The 19,763-nt window shown below is 70.0% G+C and carries 17 protein-coding genes; 9 read left to right on the top strand and 8 right to left on the bottom strand.

Annotated features, from left to right (window positions below; genetic code table 11):
• The first annotated feature begins 76 nt into the window (after positions 1–76).
• From ABZW60_RS24375 to ABZW60_RS24360, 4 genes are read left to right on the top strand one after another with little or no spacing between them, the layout of a single operon-like run.
• Positions 77–718 carry an ABC transporter permease gene (locus tag ABZW60_RS24375; RefSeq protein WP_355480370.1) on the top strand — a complete coding sequence of 214 codons (642 nt, stop codon included), beginning with the start codon at positions 77–79 and terminating at the stop codon, positions 716–718.
• Complete coding sequence (locus tag ABZW60_RS24370; protein ID WP_355480368.1) at positions 711–1,892, top strand: ABC transporter ATP-binding protein; 1,182 nt, start codon at positions 711–713, stop codon at positions 1,890–1,892. Before ABZW60_RS24375 ends, ABZW60_RS24370 begins: the two co-directional genes overlap by 8 nt.
• Positions 1,889–2,710: an ABC transporter permease gene (locus tag ABZW60_RS24365; protein WP_355480366.1), complete on the top strand. Its 822-nt coding sequence runs from the start codon at positions 1,889–1,891 to the stop codon at positions 2,708–2,710. The genes ABZW60_RS24370 and ABZW60_RS24365 overlap by 4 nt, the downstream gene beginning before the upstream one ends.
• Positions 2,707–3,678 (top strand): glycine betaine ABC transporter substrate-binding protein, encoded by a 972-nt coding sequence (locus tag ABZW60_RS24360; RefSeq protein WP_355480364.1) that lies wholly within the window; start codon positions 2,707–2,709, stop codon positions 3,676–3,678. The genes ABZW60_RS24365 and ABZW60_RS24360 overlap by 4 nt, the downstream gene beginning before the upstream one ends.
• Here ABZW60_RS24360 and ABZW60_RS24355 read toward each other — a convergent pair.
• Positions 3,665–5,161 (bottom strand): DHA2 family efflux MFS transporter permease subunit, encoded by a 1,497-nt coding sequence (locus tag ABZW60_RS24355; protein WP_355480362.1) that lies wholly within the window; start codon positions 5,159–5,161, stop codon positions 3,665–3,667. The two genes, ABZW60_RS24360 and ABZW60_RS24355, sit on opposite strands and share 14 nt — an antisense overlap.
• A gap of 87 nt (positions 5,162–5,248) precedes the next feature.
• Between ABZW60_RS24355 and ABZW60_RS24350 the strand changes: the two genes are divergently transcribed.
• Both ABZW60_RS24350 and ABZW60_RS24345 read left to right on the top strand, forming a co-directional pair.
• Positions 5,249–5,959 carry a TetR/AcrR family transcriptional regulator gene (locus ABZW60_RS24350; protein WP_355480361.1) on the top strand — a complete coding sequence of 237 codons (711 nt, stop codon included), beginning with the start codon at positions 5,249–5,251 and terminating at the stop codon, positions 5,957–5,959.
• Positions 5,960–6,286: 327 nt separating this feature from the next.
• Positions 6,287–7,645 (top strand): MFS transporter, encoded by a 1,359-nt coding sequence (locus ABZW60_RS24345; protein ID WP_355480359.1) that lies wholly within the window; start codon positions 6,287–6,289, stop codon positions 7,643–7,645.
• A gap of 99 nt (positions 7,646–7,744) precedes the next feature.
• Here the strand turns inward: ABZW60_RS24345 and ABZW60_RS24340 are convergent, their stop codons facing one another.
• Complete coding sequence (locus tag ABZW60_RS24340) at positions 7,745–8,998, bottom strand: aminotransferase class III-fold pyridoxal phosphate-dependent enzyme (protein ID WP_355480357.1); 1,254 nt, start codon at positions 8,996–8,998, stop codon at positions 7,745–7,747.
• An 81-nt stretch (positions 8,999–9,079) separates the two neighbouring features.
• On the opposite strand from ABZW60_RS24340, the gene ABZW60_RS24335 reads away from it, so the two are divergent.
• Positions 9,080–10,543, top strand: a complete 1,464-nt coding sequence (locus tag ABZW60_RS24335) for an NAD-dependent succinate-semialdehyde dehydrogenase (protein WP_355480355.1) — start codon at positions 9,080–9,082, stop codon at positions 10,541–10,543.
• Between the two features lie 22 nt (positions 10,544–10,565).
• Here ABZW60_RS24335 and ABZW60_RS24330 read toward each other — a convergent pair whose 3' ends face one another.
• Both ABZW60_RS24330 and ABZW60_RS24325 read right to left on the bottom strand, forming a co-directional pair.
• Positions 10,566–11,213 (bottom strand): GntR family transcriptional regulator, encoded by a 648-nt coding sequence (locus tag ABZW60_RS24330; protein WP_355480354.1) that lies wholly within the window; start codon positions 11,211–11,213, stop codon positions 10,566–10,568.
• Complete coding sequence (locus tag ABZW60_RS24325) at positions 11,210–11,938, bottom strand: maleate cis-trans isomerase (RefSeq protein WP_355480352.1); 729 nt, start codon at positions 11,936–11,938, stop codon at positions 11,210–11,212. Before ABZW60_RS24325 ends, ABZW60_RS24330 begins: the two co-directional genes overlap by 4 nt.
• 45 nt (positions 11,939–11,983) lie before the next feature.
• Between ABZW60_RS24325 and ABZW60_RS24320 the strand changes: the two genes are divergently transcribed.
• Positions 11,984–14,914 carry an FAD-binding and (Fe-S)-binding domain-containing protein gene (locus ABZW60_RS24320; RefSeq protein WP_355480350.1) on the top strand — a complete coding sequence of 977 codons (2,931 nt, stop codon included), beginning with the start codon at positions 11,984–11,986 and terminating at the stop codon, positions 14,912–14,914.
• A gap of 35 nt (positions 14,915–14,949) precedes the next feature.
• Here ABZW60_RS24320 and ABZW60_RS24315 read toward each other — a convergent pair whose 3' ends face one another.
• On the bottom strand, positions 14,950–15,789 hold the full coding sequence (locus ABZW60_RS24315) for a LysR family transcriptional regulator (RefSeq protein WP_355480349.1): 840 nt from the start codon (positions 15,787–15,789) through the stop codon (positions 14,950–14,952).
• A 93-nt stretch (positions 15,790–15,882) separates the two neighbouring features.
• On the opposite strand from ABZW60_RS24315, the gene ABZW60_RS24310 reads away from it, so the two are divergent.
• Positions 15,883–16,620: an SDR family oxidoreductase gene (locus ABZW60_RS24310; RefSeq protein WP_355480347.1), complete on the top strand. Its 738-nt coding sequence runs from the start codon at positions 15,883–15,885 to the stop codon at positions 16,618–16,620.
• Between the two features lie 41 nt (positions 16,621–16,661).
• Here the strand turns inward: ABZW60_RS24310 and ABZW60_RS24305 are convergent, their stop codons facing one another.
• From ABZW60_RS24305 to ABZW60_RS24295, 3 genes are read right to left on the bottom strand one after another with little or no spacing between them, the layout of a single operon-like run.
• Entirely contained in the window at positions 16,662–17,852 is a 1,191-nt protein-coding gene (locus ABZW60_RS24305) for a PLP-dependent aminotransferase family protein (protein WP_355480345.1), read from the bottom strand.
• A 4-nt stretch (positions 17,853–17,856) separates the two neighbouring features.
• Positions 17,857–19,011, bottom strand: a complete 1,155-nt coding sequence (locus tag ABZW60_RS24300) for a M24 family metallopeptidase (RefSeq protein ID WP_355480343.1) — start codon at positions 19,009–19,011, stop codon at positions 17,857–17,859.
• Positions 19,008–19,763: an Asp/Glu racemase gene (locus ABZW60_RS24295; protein WP_355480341.1), complete on the bottom strand. Its 756-nt coding sequence runs from the start codon at positions 19,761–19,763 to the stop codon at positions 19,008–19,010. The genes ABZW60_RS24300 and ABZW60_RS24295 overlap by 4 nt, the downstream gene beginning before the upstream one ends.

Here is a 19,763-nt window from a genome sequence, read left to right as displayed (position 1 = left end):
GGCTTCGGCCTGTCCGGACTTCGGTAGCGACCGTACCGATGTGTGAATCCAACGCTTGTTGGGTACGCGTTGCTGTGTGTGGGACTACATAACTGAGCGTCACTCCCAGCTGCTGTACCAGAGCTATCAGCACCTCAGCCTGGTCATCCAGTGCGTGCTGCTGGCGACCGTGATCGCGGTCGGCCTGGCGGTCGTCGTGCACCGCAACCCGCGGATCGCGTCCCTGGCCGGCGCGGTCAGCGCGGTCGGTCTGACCATCCCGTCGTTCGCGCTGCTCGGCCTGATGATCCCGGTGGCCGGCATCGGTACGGCGACGTCGGTGGTCGCGGTCACCTTCTACGCCTGCCTGCCGATCCTGCGGAACGCCGTCGTCGGCCTGGCCGGCGTCGACGCCACGCTGATCGAGTCGGCGCGCGGGATGGGGATGGGCGCCGCCCGGACCTTGCTCCGCATCGAGCTGCCGCTCGCCTGGCCGGTGATCCTGGCCGGCGTCCGGGTCTCGGCCCAGATGTCGATGGGGATCGCGGCGATCGCGGCGTACGTGCTCGGGCCCGGCCTGGGCAGCTTCATCTTCACCGGTCTCACCCAGATCGGCGGCAAGAACGCTCTGAACTCCGCGCTGGTCGGCACGATCGGCGTCGTCCTGCTCGCCCTGATCCTGGACGCCGGGCTGCTGCTCGTCGGCCGCCTGACCACCTCGAGGGGTATCCGTGCCTGAATCCGAACCCGGCGTCAGCGGCGTCGACATCGAGCTGACCGACGTCGTCAAGCGGTACCCCGGCCAGAAGAAACCCGCCGTCGAAGGCCTGTCCCTGCACATCCCGGCCGGCGAGATCGTGATGTTCGTCGGCCCGTCCGGATGCGGCAAGACCACCTCGCTGAAGATGATCAACCGGCTGATCGAACCGACCTCGGGCAGCATCCGGATCGGCGGCGAGGACGTCAGCCGGAGCAACGACGACGACCTGCGCCGCCGGATCGGGTACGTGATCCAGGGCGGCAGCCTGTTCCCGCACATGACCGTGACGCAGAACATCGCCCTGGTCCCGGGGCTGCTCGGCTGGGACAAACGCCGTACGGCCGAACGCGTCGACGAACTGCTCGAGCTGGTCGGCCTCGACCCGGACCGGTACCGCGGCCGCTACCCGCGCGAGCTGTCCGGCGGCCAGCAGCAACGCGTCGGCGTCGCGCGCGGGCTCGCGGCCGACCCGCCGGTGATCCTGATGGACGAGCCGTTCGGCGCGGTCGACCCGATCACCCGGCAGCGGCTGCAGGACGAACTGCTCAGCATCCAGGAGGAGCTGCGCAAGACGATCGTCTGCGTCACCCACGACTTCGACGAGGCGGTGAAGCTCGGCGACCGGATCCTGATCCTCACCGAGGGCGCGAAGATCGCCCAGTACGACACCCCCGAGGCGATCCTGGCGAACCCGGCCGACCGGTTCGTCGCGGACTTCGTCGGCGCCGGCGCGGCGCTCAAGCAGCTCACCCTCAGCCGGGTCAGCGAGATCGAGCTCACCCAGCCGACCGTCGCGGAGATCGGCGACCCGGCGCCCGAGGTGCTGCGGGCCGCGAAGGCGGCCGGCGACGACTCGGTCGTCGTCCTCGACCGGCGGCGACGGCCCGTCGACTGGATGTGGACCGTCGACCTGTCGGACGTCGCCAACGTGCCCGCGCCGCACGAGGACACCGACCTGGTCACGATCGACCGGCGCGCGACCCTGAACGACGCGCTCGACACCATGCTGATGTCCAGCCACGGCAGCGCGGTCGTCACCGGCCGCCGCGACGAGTACCTCGGCGTCGTCGACTTCCAGACGGTGCTGGCCCGCATCCAGGACGGCAACGGCCCCGACGGCAACGGACTGCCGGAGGCGGAGGTCGCACCATGACCGCCGTGGATCCCGGACCCGACCTGAAGCCGCGCGAGAACCTCGCGGACGCGAAGGCGACCGCCGCCGGGCTGGCGTCCGGCCGCGCGCGGCGGCCGTCGTGGGGACTGCTGATCGGGCAGCCGCTGTTCGTCGCACTCGTGGTCGTGTGCTGGGCGATCTGGCGGTCACAGGCCGAGCTCGACTCGATCGAGCAGCGCCAGCTCGACTGGAAGCTGGTCGGCCGGTTGACGATCGAACACCTGGAGCTCACCGCCGTCGCCACGGTGATCGTGCTGCTGGTCGCCGTACCGCTCGGTATCCTGCTGACCCGGCCGCGGGCCCGCCGGGCCGCCCCGATCGTGGTCGCGATCGCGAACGCCGGCCAGGCCGCGCCGGTGATCGGCCTGATCGTGCTGCTCGCGATCTGGCTCGGGTTCGGTTTCTGGACCGCGATCCTCGCGCTGTGCCTGTACGCGATCCTGCCGGTGCTGCGGAACACGATCGTCGGCCTGCAAGGCGTCGACCCGACGCTCGTCGAGGCCGGCCGCGGCATGGGCATGTCGAGCGCCGCGGTCCTCGGCCGGATCGAGCTGCCGCTCGCGGTGCCGGTGATCATGGCCGGCATCCGCACCGCGCTCGTGCTGGTCGTCGGTACGGCGACGCTCGCCACGTTCATCGACGCCGGCGGGCTGGGCAGCCTGATCACGACCGGCATCCGCCTGCTGCGGTACCCGGTGCTGATCAGCGGCGCCGTCCTGGTCGCGGCGCTCGCGCTGCTGATCGACTGGGCGGGCCGCGTACTGGAAGAAGTCACCCGGCCGAGGGGGCTGGGATGAAGCGGCTCGTCGCGGCGGCGTCCGCGCTCGTCCTGATCCTGTCCGGTTGCGGCCTGGGTACCAGCGGCGGTTTCGTGCCGACCGGCGCGCTGCAAGGGGAGCTCTCGTCGGTGAAGAGCCTCGACGGCCTGACGATCGGCATCGGCTCGAAGAGCTTCCAGGAGCAGTTGATCCTCGGCAAGATCGCCGCGATCCTGATGCGCTCGGCCGGCGCGGACGTGCAGGACCTCACCAACATGCCCGGCAGCGACACCTCCCGCCAGGCGATGATCCAGGGCCAGATCCAGATGGCGTGGGAGTACACCGGGACGGCGTGGATCTCGTACCTCGGCCACGACACCGGCATCCCCGACAAGCAGAAGCAGTACGACGCGGTCGCCAAGGAGGACGCCGACAAGTACGGGCTGATCTGGCTGAAACCGGCGCCGATGAACAACAGCTACGGCTTCGCGATGACCCGGAAGGAGTCCGAGCGGCTGCACGTCACCAAGCTGTCGCAGGTCGAGTCGCTGCCGGTGAAGGAGCGGACGTTCTGCGTCGAGTCCGAGTTCGCCAACCGCAACGACGGGTTCGAGCCGATGCTGAAGCATTACGGGATCCCGTTGGGTTCCGGCGTGCCGCGGGACAACATCCGGACCCTCGACACCGGCGCGGTGTACGCCGCGACCGACAAGGGGGACTGCCGGTTCGGGGAGATCTTCACGACCGACGGCCGGATCAAGTCACTGGATCTGGTTGTGCTGCAAGACGACAAGAAGTACTTCCCGGCGTACAACGTGGCTCCGGTGATCAGCAAGAAGGTGCTCGACAAGTACCCGCAGCTGCGGGACCTGCTGCAGCCGGTGTCGGACAAGCTGACCGACGAGGTGCTGATCGACCTCAACGCACAGGTCGACGTCGACGGACGTGAGCCCGCCGACGTCGCCATGGACTGGTTGGTGAAGGAAGGCTTCGTCAGCCGTGACTGACGCTCTCCTCGCGGGCCCGCTTCGGCAGTAGGTACGACACCGCGAGGCTGACGACGAAGAGTCCGATCGCGACCAGGACCGACGTCTTGGTCGCGCCCAGGAACGCGTGGGCCGGCAGCAGCTGGAAGAAGATCGTGCCGATCACCGCGACGCCGATCGCCCCGCCGTACTGCTGCATCGCGGTCAGGACGCCGGACGCCGAGCCCGCCGCCTGGTCGTCGATCGAGGCCAGGATGATGTCGAACAGCGGTGCGAACACCAGGCCGGCGCCGATCCCGGTGGCCAGGGTCGCGGGGACCAGGTTCCAGATCGTGGTCGCGTCGCCCTGGGTGTGCAGCGTGAACCAGACGCCGGCCATCGCGACCGTCATCACCGCGATGCCGAGCTGCAGCGCCTTGCGGCCGAGCTTCGGGGCGAGCAGACCGCCCGACAGCGGTGCGCCGATCGCGATGCCGAGCGAGAACGGCACCATCGCGAGGCCGGCCTTCAGCGGGCTGTAGTGCAGGCCGAGCTGGGTGAACAGGTTGAACACCAGCATGAAGCCGTTCATCGCGAGGAAGAACGTGGTGATCACGCCGAGGCCGGCGACGTACCCGCGGTTGCGGAACAGCGACGGGTCGATGACCGGGTTGCCGGACCGGCGCTCCCGCCAGCCGAACAGGGCGAAGACCACGACCGACGCTGTCAGCATCAGGATTGTCCACAACGGCCAGCCGAGCTCACGGCCCTGCACGAGCGGGTAGATCAGCAGACCGGACGCGAGGCTGACCAGGACCACGCCGGCGGCGTCGAGCCGGGACGCGCCGGCGGTCTTGACCTCGGGCATGAAGCGCAGCGCGCCGGCCAGGGCGGCGATGCCGATCGGGACGTTGATGAAGAAGATGGTCCGCCAGCCGGCGTCGAACCAGTTCGCGTCGATCAGCACACCGGCCAGGATCGGGCCCGCGACCGCCGACAGCCCCATCACCGGGCCGAACATCGCGAACGCCTTGCCGAGCTCGTCGGACGGGAAGATCGACTTCAGGATCGCGAAGCCCTGCGGGATCATCACCGCGCCGAGCAGACCCTGCGCGACCCGGCTGCCGATCAGCAGCTCCGGACTGGTCGCCAGGCCGCAGACCGCGGACGCGACCGTGAAGCCCAGGGCGCCGATCACGAACAGCCGCCGCCGGCCGACCAGGTCGCCGAGCCGGCCGAACGTGATCAGGCCGATCGCGAAGGCCAGCGTGTAGCCGGCCAGCATCCACTGCATCGCCGACTCCGACCCGCCGAGCTCGGCCCGGATCGACGGGGCGGCGATGTTGACGATCGTCGCGTCGACCAGATCCATGATCTCGGCGACCAGGATCGTGGCGAGCACGATCCAGCGCCAGCGGTACGGCGTACCACGCGCGGCCGTCGTGGTGTCCGGGGTGGTGCCGGACGCGGCGTCGGAGGTGGTGCCGGTCGGGGATTCGGGTGAGGTTTCGGTGGTGGTGCTCATGGTGGGCCCCCTCGAGGTTTCGAACGGTGTTCGTTGACGAACACTGTTCTACTCCCGAACGGTGTTCGCGTCAAGTACAGTGTTCGTATGACCCAGCACCCGTGGCAGCCGATCAGTCCCGCGAAGCCCGCCCGCGCCGCGAAGGAGCCGCTCAACCGCGAGCGGATCGTCGACGCCGCGATGCGGGTCCTGGTCAGCAACGGGTACGACGCGGTCTCGATGCGGAAGGTCGCGCAGGAGCTCGGCACCGGGCCGGCCTCGCTCTACGCCCACGTCGCGAACAAGCGGGAGCTCGACCAGTTGCTGGTCGAGCGCGCCGCGTCGCAGATGAAATTCGACGAGGAGGTCGACCCGGAGCGCTGGCAGGAGCAACTCAAGGCGATGATGCGCGAGATGCTGCGGGTGCTACGGGCCAACCCGGGCGTCGCGCAGGCCTCGATCGGCCAGGTGCCGCTGGGGGAGCGGGCGCTCCGCAGTACCGAGCGGATCCTGACGCTCTTGAAGGCCGGCAACGTCCCGGACCAGGCCGCCGCGTGGGCCGTCGACCTGATCCCGCTGTACGTCACCGCGGTCGCCTTCGAGGAGACGGTGCAGAGCGCCACCAACTGGACGCCCGAGGATGTCGAGGGCTTCATCCGCGGCCTCCGCGAGTACTTCGCATCGCTGCCGGCGGACCAGTTCCCGCTAACGGTCGCCCTCGCCGGCCCGATGACATCCGGCGCAACCGGCGACGAACGCTTCGAGTTCGGCATCACAGTCATCACCGCCGGCCTAGCCTCCCTAGCCAAACCCCACTAACCGAACCGAGCACCCCCGAGCCGAGCTGGCCGGGATGGCCGGGGTGGCCGGGGTGGCCGGGGTGGCCGGGGTGGCCGGGGTGGGCTGTGTAACCGGGTTGTAAACACGGAGGGCAAACCGGGGGCGACTGCTTGTGGTTCACGAATGCACATGGTTAACCTTCGGATTGTCAACAAAACTACGACTTCGCTCCTGCGGCGTGTGGTTTACGCGCGGGTGGGCACACGGGTGAGGCCGTATGACGACAGGAGGAAGACCGTGGACGCCGAGACCCCGCCAGTGAGCCCGCAGCCGTCTGGTGGTGGGCCGGCCCAGGACCGGCCGCCCGTGACCACCGAGAAGGAGCAGCCGCCCGGGGTGCTCAGGAAGGCGATCGCCGCCTCGGCGATCGGCAACGCGACCGAGTGGTTCGACTACGGCATCTACGCGTACGGCGTCACGTACATCTCGGCGGCCATCTTCCCGGGTGACACCGAGAGTCAGACCCTGCTCGCGCTGATGACGTTCGCCGTCTCGTTCCTGGTCCGCCCGCTCGGCGGCCTGGTCTGGGGCCCGCTCGGCGACCGGCTCGGCCGCAAGCACGTGCTGGCGATCACGATCCTGATGATGTCCGGTGCGACGCTGCTCGCCGGTCTGGTTCCGTCGTACGACTCGATCGGCCTGTGGGCGCCGATCCTGCTGGTGCTGCTGCGGATGGTCCAGGGCTTCTCGACCGGTGGCGAGTACGGCGGTGCCGCGACCTTCATGGCCGAGTACGCGCCGAGCCGCAAGCGCGGGTTCCTCGGCAGCTTCCTGGAGTTCGGCACGCTGGCCGGCTTCTCGCTCGGCGCGCTGCTGATGCTGGGCTTCTCGCTGGTGCTCGGCGACGACGCGATGCACGCCTGGGGCTGGCGGCTGCCGTTCCTGGTCGCCGCGCCGCTCGGCCTGGTCGGCGTCTACCTCCGGTCCCGGCTGGAGGACACCCCGGTCTTCCGCGAGCTCGAGGCGAAGGGCCAGAAGGAAGAGGAGACCGCGACCCAGTTCAAGGATCTGCTGGCCGGCTACTGGGGCCCGATCCTGCGGCTCGGCGGCATGGTCATCGCGCTGAACGTCGTGAACTACACGCTGCTCACCTACATGCCGACGTACCTGGAGAAGGAGATCGGCCTGAGTGCCGACCAGTCGCTCATCGTGCCGATCATCGGAATGTTGACAATGATGATCTTCGTGCCGTTCGCGGGGCGGGCGTCGGACCGGATCGGCCGCAAGCCGTTGTGGTGGGCGTCGTTGATCGGGTTGTTCGTGTTCGGTGTCCCGATGTTCCTGCTGATGGGGACGAACCTGGCCGGCGCGATCATCGGCTTCGCGGTCCTCGGTCTGCTGTACGTGCCGCAGCTCGCGACGATCTCGGCGACCTTCCCCGCAATGTTCCCGACGCACGTGCGGTACGCCGGATTCGCGATCGCGTACAACGTGTCGACGTCGCTGTTCGGCGGTACGGCGCCCGCGGTCAACGACTGGCTGACGGCCAAGCTGGGCGACTCGCTGGTGCCGGCGTACTACATGATGGCGGCCTGTCTGGTCGGCGCGCTCGCGCTCGCCCGGGTGCCCGAGACGTCGCGGTGCCCGCTCAACGGCACCGAGATCCCGGGCACCGAGGACGCGCCGCCGCCCGTGGCCCTCGAGCCGGCCCACGCGAAGGCCTGACTCCGAGGCACTGACAAACCGGCCCGCGCTTTCCGGAACTGAATCGCCACCTGCTGCGAGACATGTTCCGGAAAGGGCGGGCCGGCCTCGTTCTGTCCGTCAGCCGACGACGGCGGTGACCGCGTCGGACCAGATACCGGCCGCTTCGTCGACCTCGTCGGGGGAGACGACCAGCGCGGGGATGAAGCGGACGACCTGCCCCCAGGCCCCACAGGTGAGCAGCAACAGACCGCGCCGCGCCGCCTCCTGCTGGACCGCGGCGGCCGTGACCGGGTCCGGCTTGCCGTCCGCGTCGCGGAACTCGTTGCCGATCATCAGACCGAGGCCGCGGACGTCGGTGATCTGCTCGTGCTTGTCCGCAACCAGTTGCAGCGACTGCTTGAGCTGGGCGCCGCGGTCGGCGGAGTTCTGTACGAGCCCCTCGTCCTGGATCACATCGAGCGTCGCGAGTGCCGCCGCGCAGGCGACCGCGTTCGCGCCGTACGTGCCGCCCTGGGAACCGGGCCACGCCTTCTCCATCAGCTCCGACGACGCGGCGATGCCGGACAGCGGGAAGCCGGAGGCGAGACCCTTCGCGGTGACCAGGATGTCCGGGTGTGACCCGAAGTGGTCTCCGCCCCAGAACTTGCCGGTCCGTCCGAAGCCGGTCTGGACCTCGTCCACCACGAGCAGGATCCCGTGCGCGTCGGCGCGCTCGCGGAGGCCCGCGAAGAAGCGCTCGTTCGCCGGGACGTAGCCGCCTTCGCCGAGCACCGGCTCGACGAAGAACGCCGCGGTGTCGGCCGGGGTGGTCAACGTCTGCAGGGTGTAATCGAGCTGGCTGAGCGCGAAGTCGGTCGCCTGCTCGACCGGCCAGCCGAAGTGGCCGGGGTCGGGGAACGGCGAAACCTGGACTCCGGCCATCAACGGGCTGAACCCGGAGCGGAACTTGGTCCCGGACGTGGTCATCGAGGCCGCGGCCACGGTCCGGCCGTGGAAACCGCCGTGGAACACGATCACGTTCGGCCGGCCGGTCGCCTGCCGGCTGAGGCGCAGGGCGGCCTCGATCGCCTCGCTGCCGGAGTTCGCGAAGAACATCCGGTCGAGGTGCCGGGGGAGCACCTCGCCGAGCCGCTCGACCAGGGTGAGCAGCGGCCGGTGCATGACCGTCGTGTACTGGGCGTGGATGATCCGGCCGACCTGCTCCTGCGCCGCCGCGACCACACGCGGATGACAGTGCCCGGTCGACGTCACGCCGATGCCGGCGGTGAAGTCCAGGTATCTGCGGTCGTCCTCGTCGAACAGCTGGACGCCCTCACCGCGGGCGGCCACCACGCCGGTCGCCTGTTTGAGGATCTGCGAGAGCTCGGCCACGGGCTTCCCTCTTCCCTCGTGAGCTGTAGGATTGTTGACAATCAGCCTATCTCAGCAGCCGAAGCCGGTGAAGGGGTGCAGATGGACGAGTCGAGCGTGGTCGGGGCGGTCGAGAAGCGGTTGTTCATCGACGGGAAGTGGGTCGAGGCGACCCGGGGCGCGACCTTCGACGTGGTCGATCCGTCGACCGGCGAGGTGCTGTGCGCGGTCGCCGACGCCTCGCCCGCGGACGGCCGGGCCGCGCTCGAGGCCGCGGTCGCCGCCCAGCCGGACTTCGCCCGGACGTCACCACGCGAACGCGCCGACATGCTGACCACGGCGTACGAGCTGCTGATCGAACGCGCCGACGAGCTGGCCCTGCTGATGACGCTCGAGATGGGCAAGCCGCTGCCCGAGGCCCGCGGCGAGATCGCGTACGCGGCCGAGTTCTTCCGGCACTTCGCGGGCGAGGCCGTGCGGATCGATGGCGGCTACCAGACCGCGCCGGCCGGCAACGCGCGCTTCCTGATCACCAGGCAGCCGGTCGGCCCGTGCCTGCTCATCACCCCGTGGAACTTCCCGATGGCGATGGGCACCCGCAAGCTCGGCCCGGCGATCGCGGCCGGCTGTACGAGCGTGATCAAGCCCGCCCACCAGACGCCGCTGTCGATGCTGGCGCTGATGGGGATCCTGGCCGAGGCCGGCGTCCCGGCGGGTGCCGTCAACTGCGTCACCGCGATGGACGCGAACGGCGTGATGGAGCCGCTGATCCGGTCGGGGCTGGCGCGCAAGCTGTCCTTCACCGGCTCCACGCGGGTCGGCCGGATCCTGCTCGAGCAGTGCGCGGAGAAGGTGCTGCGGACGTCGCTCGAGCTCGGCGGCAACGCGCCGTTCATCGTGTTCGAGGACGCCGACCTGGACGAGGCGGTGACCGGCGCGATCGCGGCGAAGATGCGGAACATGGGCGAGGCCTGTACGGCGGCCAACCGGATCTTCGTGCACGCCTCCGTCATCGACGAGTTCGGCCGCCGGCTCGCGGAGCGGATGGGCGCGCTGACGGTCGGCCGCGGCACCGAGCCGGGCGTGAATGTCGGCCCGCTGATCGACGAGGCCGGCCGCGACAAGGTCCGTTCACTGGTGGCGGACGCGGTCGGCCGGGGCGCGACCGTCCTCACCGGTGGAGTGGTGCCTGAGCACAACCGCGGGTACTTCTACCCGCCGACGGTCCTCACCGGCGTACCACGGGAGGCCGCGATGGCGGACCAGGAGATCTTCGGCCCGGTCGCGCCCCTGACGCCGTTCAGCACCGAGGAGGAGGTGGTGCGCGCGGCGAACGACACGGAGTACGGGCTGGTCGCCTACGTGTTCACGAACGACCTGCGGCGGGCGCTGCGGGTCGCGGAGTCGATCGAGACCGGGATGGTCGGGCTGAACCAGGGCGTCGTGTCGAACCCCGCCGCGCCGTTCGGCGGCGTGAAGCAGTCCGGACTCGGCCGCGAGGGCGGCGCCGTGGGGATCGACGAGTTCCTCGAGACCAAGTACATCGGGATCGCGGTCGGCGACTGACCGGCGCGGAGGCGTGCTCCGGTCAGCGGTTGACGAGTCGTTCGATGGCGTCGTCCATGTGGACGATCAGGACCTGGTCCGCGATCTCGGCGTCGCCTTGGTACAGCGCCTCGGCGAGCGCGAAGTGCTCGGCCGCACGGAAATCGACGGCGGAGTAGGTCTCCTCGAGCGCATGGATGCACATCCGGGTCTCCACGATCGACGTCCGGTGCATCCGCAGCAGCCGGGGACTGTCGGCCAGCCGGACGAGCAATTCGTGGAACGCGATGTCGAGTTCGCCGATCGCGGCCGGATCGCCGTCGGAGGCCGCCATCTGGTCGACGATGGCGAGCAGCGCCTTTCCGGCCGCCGCGTGGTCGCCACGGAGGATCTTCCGGATCGCGGCGCGCTCGATCGCCTCGCGCGCGAGGTACATGTCGCGGATGTCGTCCGGCGTCATGTCGATGACGAACAGGCCGCGGTTGCGGATCGAGACCAGCAGACCCTCCTGGGTCAGACGCTGCATGCCTTCCCGCAACGGCCCGCGGCTGACGCCGAGCTTGCGGGCCAGGTCGGCCTCGCCGAGCTGTGCGCCGGGCTTCAGCTCCCCGTGGCCGATGGCCTTGCGCAGTTTGTCGGCGATGATGCTCGGCGTCGACTCCTGGGCCAGCGGCTCGATGTAACTGGTCACTCCGAATTCCCCCTTGTGGCGAACAACGTCCCCAGATCTGGCAAAGACGGTACAGGCCCGGCCAACTGGAGCCCTTTCCAGACCGTCACCTGGTTCGCGGTGAGCACCGGTTTGCCGACCGCGGCCTCCAGGTCGCCGACGATCCCGAGTGTGTGCATCGCCGTGTCCGGCACCAGCACGGCCTCGGCGTCCGGGTGGTCGGCCGCCTTGACCATCGCCACCACCTGCTCGGGCGCGAGGGTGCCGACCTCCGCCGCGGTGATGATCCCGTTGCTGCCCATCGACACCACGTCGAGGCCGCCCGCGGCCAGGAACCGGACGAAGTGCTGGGCGACGTCCTCGGGGTACGACGCCGCCACGGCGACCCGTTTCAGGCCCAGTGCCCGGCACGCGTCGACGAACGCGATCGAGGTCGACGAAGCCGGTACGCCGAGCGCCTGCGCGACGCCGGCCGCCTGGATGTTCGCCCCCTCCGGGCCGAACACGAAACTGCCCGAGGTGCACGCCCACATCACCGCGTCCGGCCGCGCCGGCGCCAGCTCGGCGGCGCCCTCGGCCAGTCGTTCCGCGCGGCCGAGATCGAGGAGCGCGTCGACCCGGTGCGCGTCCTCGCCGACCGAGGTGATGACGACCGGAAGCTTCACGGAACCGTCGAGCCGCGCCTCGAGCGACGGGTAGTCGTCCTCCGCGCTGTGTCCGGGATAAAGGAGTCCTACCGTGACCATCTGGCCTCCTGGCTGGTCGAGCGACCGAAAGGTAGATTGTCGACAATGTTAACCCCAGAGCATTCCGGCGCCGGATCGTCGGCGTACGACGCGGCGCGGCTGGTCGCCACGCTGCGCCGGGAACTCCGGGGCGAGGTCGGCGACGACCCGCGGACGCGGGCGCTGTACGCCGCGGACGGGTCGAACTACCGCGCGGTGCCTGACCTGGTCGTCGTACCGGCCGATGCCGAGGACCTCGCCGCGGCTGTTTCGCTGACCGCGGCCGCCGGTGCGCCGGTGGTGCTGCGCGGCGGCGGTACGTCGATGGCGGGTAACGCGATCGGCGGCGTGGTGATCGACGCGTCCCGGCACGTGAACCGGATCCTCGACGTCGACGGGGCCGCGCGGACGGCGATCGTCGAGCCGGGCGTCGTCCTGACGGATCTGCTGGCGGCCGCGAAACCGCACGGGCTGGCGTTCGGCGCGGATCCGTCGTCGGCGAGCCGCGCCACCCTCGGCGGCATGATCGCGAACAACGCGTGCGGAGCCCACTCGGTCGCCTGGGGGACGACTGCCGACAATCTGCGATCGCTCGACGTCGTCCTCGCCGACGGCACCTGCCTGACGCTCGACTCGCCCGTGCACCCACCGGGTCAGGTCCGGGGCGGGACCGCTGATCCCGGTCCGGATGTGCGTGCGGCGTTGGCGCGTCGGCCGGGGCGGGAGGGCGAGTTGCATCGGGCTCTGCAGGCCTTCGCCGAGCGGAACGAGTTGCTCATCCGGCGCCGGTTCGGGCAGTTCACCCGGCAGATCTCCGGGTACGCGCTGCATCGTCTGCTGCCCGAGTACGGCTATAACGTCGCTGGTCTGCTGGCCGGCAGCGAGGGCGGCCTCGCCGCGACCCTGCGCGCCACCGTCCGCCTCATGGAGTTGCCCAAGGCAAAGGTTCTGTGTGTGCTCGGGTTCGCCGACTCGATCACGTCGGCCGACTGCGTACCCGTCGTCCTGCGGCACGCGCCGCTCACGATGGAGTCGATCAACAACGAGCTCGTCGACCGGCTGCCGACTGAGGTGCGCGACGCCGCGGTGCACGCCGGGCTCCCGGCCGGGAACGCGTGGCTGCTGGTCGAGATCGGCGGCGACGACGAGCCGGACGCTGCCTTGGCCGCGCGCGCGATGCTCGACGAGCTGCGGGATTCCGGCGCGACGGCCTCCCTGGTGACCGACCCGAAGGCGCAAGCGGTGCTGTGGCGATGCCGTACGGACGCCGCCGGTCTGGCGACGCGGCGCGCGGACGGAGCCGAGGCGTGGGGCGGTTGGGAGGACGCCGCCGTACCGCCGGAGCGCCTGGGTGCGTACCTGCGCGGCCTCGACGAACTGCTCGGGCGGCACGGCCTGTCGGGGGCGTCGTACGGGCACTTCGGCGAGGGCTGCATGCACATGCGGATCGACTTCGACCTGCTGAGCGCGCGGGGCATCGCGACGTACCGGGAGTTCGTCGAGCAGGCCGCGGACCTGGTCGTCGAACTCGGCGGCTCGGTGTCCGGCGAGCACGGTGACGGGCGGGCGCGCGGCGAACTGCTGAGCAGGATGTACGGCGCCGACGGGGTCGCGCTGTTCGGCGAGCTGAAGCGGATCTGGGATCCGGCGGGCGTCCTGAACCCGGGCGCGATCGTCGACCCGCCGCCGCTCGACCTGGCGATCCGGCACGACGGGCCGGCCAAGGATCGCAGATTGCCGACGATCTTCGACTACCCGGACGACGGGCACGACTTCGCGCAGGCACAGCGCCGGTGTGTGGGGATCGGGAAGTGCCGGCAGACGTCCGGCAGCGTGATGTGCCCGAGCTATCAGGTCACACACGAGGAACTGCACTCGACGCGCGGGCGTGCGCATCTGCTGTGGGAGATGCTGCAGGGCGACCTGATCACGGACGGGTGGCGGTCGACCGAGGTCCGCGACGGGCTGGATCTCTGCCTGTCGTGCAAGGGATGTCTGTCGGACTGCCCGGTGAACGTGGACATGGCCACGTACAAGGCCGAGTTCACCCACCATCACTACGCACGCCGCCCGTGGGCCCGTCCGCTGTCGCACTGGTCGATGGGCTGGTTGCCGCTGTGGTCACGCCTCGCGTCGCGCGCACCCGGTGTGGCGAACCGCGTCGCCCGCCTGCCGCTGACCAAGCGCCTAGGAGGTATCGCCGCCGAGCGCCAGGTCCCGCCCTTCGCCTCGGAAACCTTCACCCACTGGTTCACCCATCGCACCGCGCCGCAGGGGAGCGCGGAGCAGGTTGTCCTGTGGCCGGACACCTTCACGAACTACCTGGCGCCGGAGATCGGACGTGCCGCCGTGGCAGTGCTGGAAGCTGCCGGTTACGAGGTCGTGGTGCCGGCGAAGCCCGTGTGCTGCGGCCTCACCTGGATCTCGACAGGCCAGCTGACCACCGCGCGCCGTGTCCTCACCCGATCCCTTCGCGTACTCGCGCCACACCTTGAGGCCGGCACCCCGATCGTCGGTCTCGAACCCAGCTGTACGGCGGCCTTCCGCCACGACGCGCCTGCTCTGCTTGTCGACAATCCTCTCGCCGCGTCGGCGGCCGCGAACATCCGCACGTTCTCGGAGCTCCTCGTCGAATCCGGCTGGCAGCCGCCGCACGTCGGCGGAGCGGCGTTCGTCCAACCGCACTGTCATCAGCACGCCGTCCTCGGCTTCGACGCCGACCGCAAGCTGATGGCGGCGGCCGGTATCGAGGCCGGCCTCGCGGACCCGGGCTGCTGCGGTCTCGCCGGCAACTTCGGCTTCGAGCGCGACCACTACGACGTCTCCAAGGCCGTAGGCGAGCGCACGCTGCTCCCCGCCGTACGGTCGTTGCCCGAGACAACCGCTGTGCTGGCCGACGGTTTCAGCTGCCGGACACAGATCGCCCAGGCGACCCCGCGTACCCCCACCCATCTCGCGCAGGTCCTCGCCGAGGCGCTCCCACCGCGCCCGAACTAGGTGTTGCCGACTATCACATTGTTGACGAAAGCCGGTTAAAGGCGTGTCGCGGTGTGGACGAGGTCGGCAACGGCTCGGGACCTGCTGTGTGGTGGCCAGGCGATCACGGTCGTGACGGCCGGTGCGTCCGGCACCGGCACGACTGCGTGGTCGTCGCCCAGTTGGTCTCCGAGCGACTCGGGCGCGACGACGCAGGCCAGTCCGAGCGCGATCAGCTGGAACAGTTGGGTCTGGTCGCGGATCTGCGGGCCGGGGCCGTCCGGATAGGTGCCATCCCATCGAGGCCAGCGCGGCAGGGGCAGGTCCGTCTGGGCGTTGATCTCGGCCAACGACAGTTGCGCCCGGTCGGCGAGGGGATGACCCGCGGGCAGGACCGCCACCTGCTGTTCGGTGTGCAGATCCTCGGTGTCGAATCCGGCTGTCGTGTCGTACGGCCGGTGGAGCAGAGCAACGTCGGCACGCCCGGTGCGCAGCAGACTCTCCGGCTCGCCAGGCCCGCACAGCACCACCTCGACGGCCACGGCGCCCGGTTCAGCGGCGTAGGCGTCCAAGAGCTTCGACAACAGTTCCGTTGACGCACCGGCCTTGGCCGCCAGCACCACCCCAGGCTGGTCGGCCGCGGCGCGGCGGGTGCGCCGCTCGGCGGCTTCGACCGCTTCGAGCACGGTCCGGGCCTCCCGCAGCAGCACCGACCCGGCCTCGGTCAAGGTGATTGCGCGAGCAGTGCGGTGCAGCAGAATGACCCCGAGTCGCCGTTCCAGTTGCTGGATCGCCCGCGACAGCGGTGGTTGCGCCATCGCGAGCCGCTGCGCCGCCCGCCCGAAGTGCAACTCCTCGGCGACGGCGACGAAGTATCGCAACTCCCGCGTCTCCACCGGCCGATCGTATCCGGCGCTGACCACGACCAATACCCGTGCGGTATCACCGCCCACCCGACCGGTCTTGGACGCCCCGGCCGGGGCCGCACCATGATCGACGGCATGAGTGAACGGACAGTCGCGCTGGTGACCGGCGCGAACAAAGGCATCGGGTACGAGATCGCCGCAGGCCTGGGCGCCCTCGGCTGGCGAATCGGTGTGGGCGCGAGGGATCAGCAACGCCGCGACACCGCGGTGGCGAAGCTGCGCGCGGCCGGGACCGATGCGTTTGGCGTGCCACTCGACGTCACCGACGACGCGAGTGTTGCCGCCGCGGCCGAGTCGATCGCCGGGCAGGCAGGAGGACTCGACGTCCTTGTCAACAATGCGGCGATCACCGGCCGCCTGCCACAGACACCCACCACGATCGAGCCCGCGACCGTACGAGGTGTCGTGGAAACCAACGTGATCGGCGTCATCCGGGTCACCAATGCGATGCTGCCGCTGCTGCGCGGCTCGGCGTCACCGCGCATTGTCAACATGTCCAGCAGTGTCGGCTCGCTCGCTCTGCACACCGCGGCCGATATCGACCTGGGCCCGGTTCCCACCGGCTACTTGGCCTCGAAGACCTTCCTCAACGCCATCACCATCCAATACGCCAAGGAACTGGGCGACACCAACATCCTGATCAACTCCGCCTGCCCCGGTTTCACTGCCACTGACCTGAACGGCTTCCGCGGCGTCCGCACACCACAGCAGGGCGCGGCCATCGCGATTCACCTCGCGACCCTGCCCGACGACGGACCGACCGGCGGATTCTTCGACGACGCCGGAACCGTCCCCTGGTAACTACACCGCGAACCGTTCCCGTTCTCGACCAGGCCCCGCGACTAGCTCGTCACCAGCTTGTCGGCGGCGCGGCGGAGGCGGGTGACGCCTTCGTGGATGCGGTCGGGGGCGGTCGACGCGAAGCAGACGCGGAAGGCGTTCTGGAAACGTCCGGTGGGGGAGAAGGCCGGTCCGGGGATGAACGCGACACCCTCGGCGAGCGCGATCTCGAACAGTTCCTCGGTGTTGACGCCGTTCTCGAGCGTCACCCAGAGGAAGAACCCGCCTTCCGGATCCGTCCAGCGCGCGATGTCACCGAAGTGCTCGGTGAGCGCCGCATGCATTGCCTCCTTGCGCCGCTTGTACTCCGCTCGCTGCCGGACGAGGTGGTCCTCCAGGTGCCCGCCGGCGAGGAACCCGGTCAGCAACCGCTGCGCGGGAAGGTTGGTGCAGGTGTCCATCGCCTGCTTCGCGTTGATCAGCAGCGGCTGCAGCTCGGGATCGGTGTCCACCCAGCCGACGCGCAGACCGGGCGCGACGATCTTCGAGAACGTCCGGACGGCGAAGACCAGCGGATCGCCCCCGCCGAGCTCGCGCAACGTCGGGAGAGGATCGCCGGCGAAGCGCAGCAGACCGTACGGGTCGTCGTCGATCACCATCGATCCCCACGACCGGGCCAGCTCCAGCAGGCGCTGCCGCCGGTCGAGGGAGAGCGTCGCGCCGGACGGGTTCTGGAACGTGGGGATCGTGTAGATCGCCTTCGGTGTCCGCCCGTCGAGCAGCCGCGGTAGATCGTCGACAATCATGCCGTCGTCGTCCACCGGCACCTCGAGCAGCTCGGCGCCGTACGAGAGCGCGGTCGCGCTGCCGTTGGTGTACGTCGGGGACTCGACGACGACCAGGTCGCCCGGGTCGACGAAGATCTTGCAGAACAGGTCGAGGCCCTGCATGCCGCCGGCCGTGACGGTCAGGCGCTCGGCGGTCGTCTCGTCGCTGGTCCCGCGCAGCATCTCCAGCAGCGCCGCGTGCAACGGCGGGTCGCCCTCGGTCGCCGCGTAGTCGAACGCGTCGGGCCGGCTCAGCTCGTCGGTCGCGATCGCGGACAGGATCCGCGCCGGTACCGCCTCGGCGGCGGGCGATCCCATCGCGAAACGCACGATGTCGTGCGTCTGCTTGTGCAGGAGCGACGTACTCGAGTCGATCACCGACCCCACCAGACCGGTGGCGCGGGCGGCGTACGGGAGTGCTGACAAGGGGCTACCTCCTGATCGTCAGTTCGTGGGACAGACCGGTCAGTCGTTCCACTCCGTCGGCGCTGACCGCGACGGGCTCGGACAGTTCGTATCCCCACCCGTCCATCCAGATGCCGAGGATGACGTGGAACGCCATGCCCGCGGTCAGCACCGTGGTCTCCTCGGGGCGCAGGCTGACGGTGCGTTCGCCCCAGTCCGGCGGGTACCCGATACCGATCGAGTACCCGATCCTGGATTCCTTCACCAGCCCCTGCGCCGCGATGACGGCGTTGAACGCGGCATGCACGGCGCCGCCGGTGACGCCTGGCCGGATTGCCGACAATGCCGCCCGCATGCCGTCGGCGACGATCTTCGCGGTCTCGCGGAGCCGTCGGGGCGGGTCGCCGAGCATCACGGTGCGGGCGAGCGGCGCGTGGTAGCGGCCGTGGACGCCGGCCAGTTCGATCGTGGTTGCCTCATTGTCGACGAACGGACGATCGCTCCAGGTCAGGTGCGGCGTCCCGGCGGCATCGCCGGTCGGCAGCATCGGCACGATCGCCGGGTAGTCGCCGCCGTGCTCCGGCGTCCCGGTGGCCTGCGCGGCGAGGATCTCGGCGGCGACGTCGCACTGCCGCCGGCCCGGCCGCAGCCGGTCGAGCGCGACCCGCATCGCCTGCTCGGCGATGGTGCCCGCGATCCGGAGCTGGTCCAGCTCGTACGGCGACTTGACCAGCCGGACCCAGTTCACCAGCTCGGCCGAGTCGACCAGCCGGCGTCCGGGCAGACCGTTGCTGAGGGCAAGGTAGCCGCGGGCGGTGAAGTAGTGCGCGTCGCTCTCGACGGCGACGTCCGCACCGGCCGGGATCAGCTCGTGGCAGATCTTCGCGATCCAGTCGTACGGGTGGACGTCCGGCCGGTGCACCAGCACCTCCGGGTACCCGTGCGTCTGGTCGGCGCGCAGGTTGCTTGTGTACGACGCGCCGGCGGCGTCCATCGCCCGCGCGAAGAACTGCACGTCGCCGTCGGCCGGCACCAGCAGGCACTGCGGCGTGTAGAACGACCAGGCGTCGTAACCGGTCAAATAAAAGAGGTTCGCCGGATCGCTGACCACGAGTGCCCCGAGCCCACGCTCGGCCAGGATGGCGCGGACTCTGGCCAGCCGGGCTGCGTACTCGTTCATCCGATTGTCAACAATCGTTGTCCTGGACCGATCCCTTGGCGACCGGCGAGCTCGAGCGCGGACCACATCGTGACCTGGTTCGCGGTCAGCACCGGCTTGCCGAGCGTGGCCTCCAGCCCGGCGATCACGTCGTACGTGGGCAGGTTGGTGCAGCTGATGAAGATCGCCTCGACGGCGTCGCTGTCGACGCTGCGGACCAGTTCCACCGTCGTCTCGTACGGGACGGCCCAGATCTGCGCGATCAGTCCGAGCCCGGCGGTCGCGATCACCTCGATCCCGGCCTGGGCGAGGAACGCGCTCAGCCCGGCGGTCAGGTCGTTGGTGTACGGCGTGACCGTCGCGATCCGGTTGACCCGGAGCCGGCGCAGCGCGAGCAGCAGCGCGCCGCTGGTGGTCACCGCGGCCGGCGCCCCGGCGCCGACCATCGCGTCCACGAGCGCGAGCTCACCGGTCAACCCGCCGACGAAGCTGCCGAAGGTGCACGCGTACGCGACCACCAGCGGGCCGACCGGCAGCACGTTGTACGTCGTCCGCGCGATCAGGTCCGGATCCGAGATGTGGACCGCCATCTCGACCGTGGCGGCCATCGGCGCGTACGGCGTGCGCGTGACGTGCAGCGTCACGTCGTCGGGCGCCCAGCGCCACAGCTCGCGGTCGAGCGCGAAGTCGTACGGCGCGACGACGCCGATCCCCGTCTGCAGCAGTGGCGGCACCGCCGCCGGCAGCGGGTGGGTGGAGGGACGCGTGCTCAT

Origin of the sequence: Kribbella sp. NPDC003557 (assembly GCF_040610805.1) — a bacterium.
GTDB lineage: Bacteria > Actinomycetota > Actinomycetes > Propionibacteriales > Kribbellaceae > Kribbella.
Note: the sequence above shows the minus strand (reverse complement) of the source record. Positions and strands in the feature narration are given on the sequence as shown.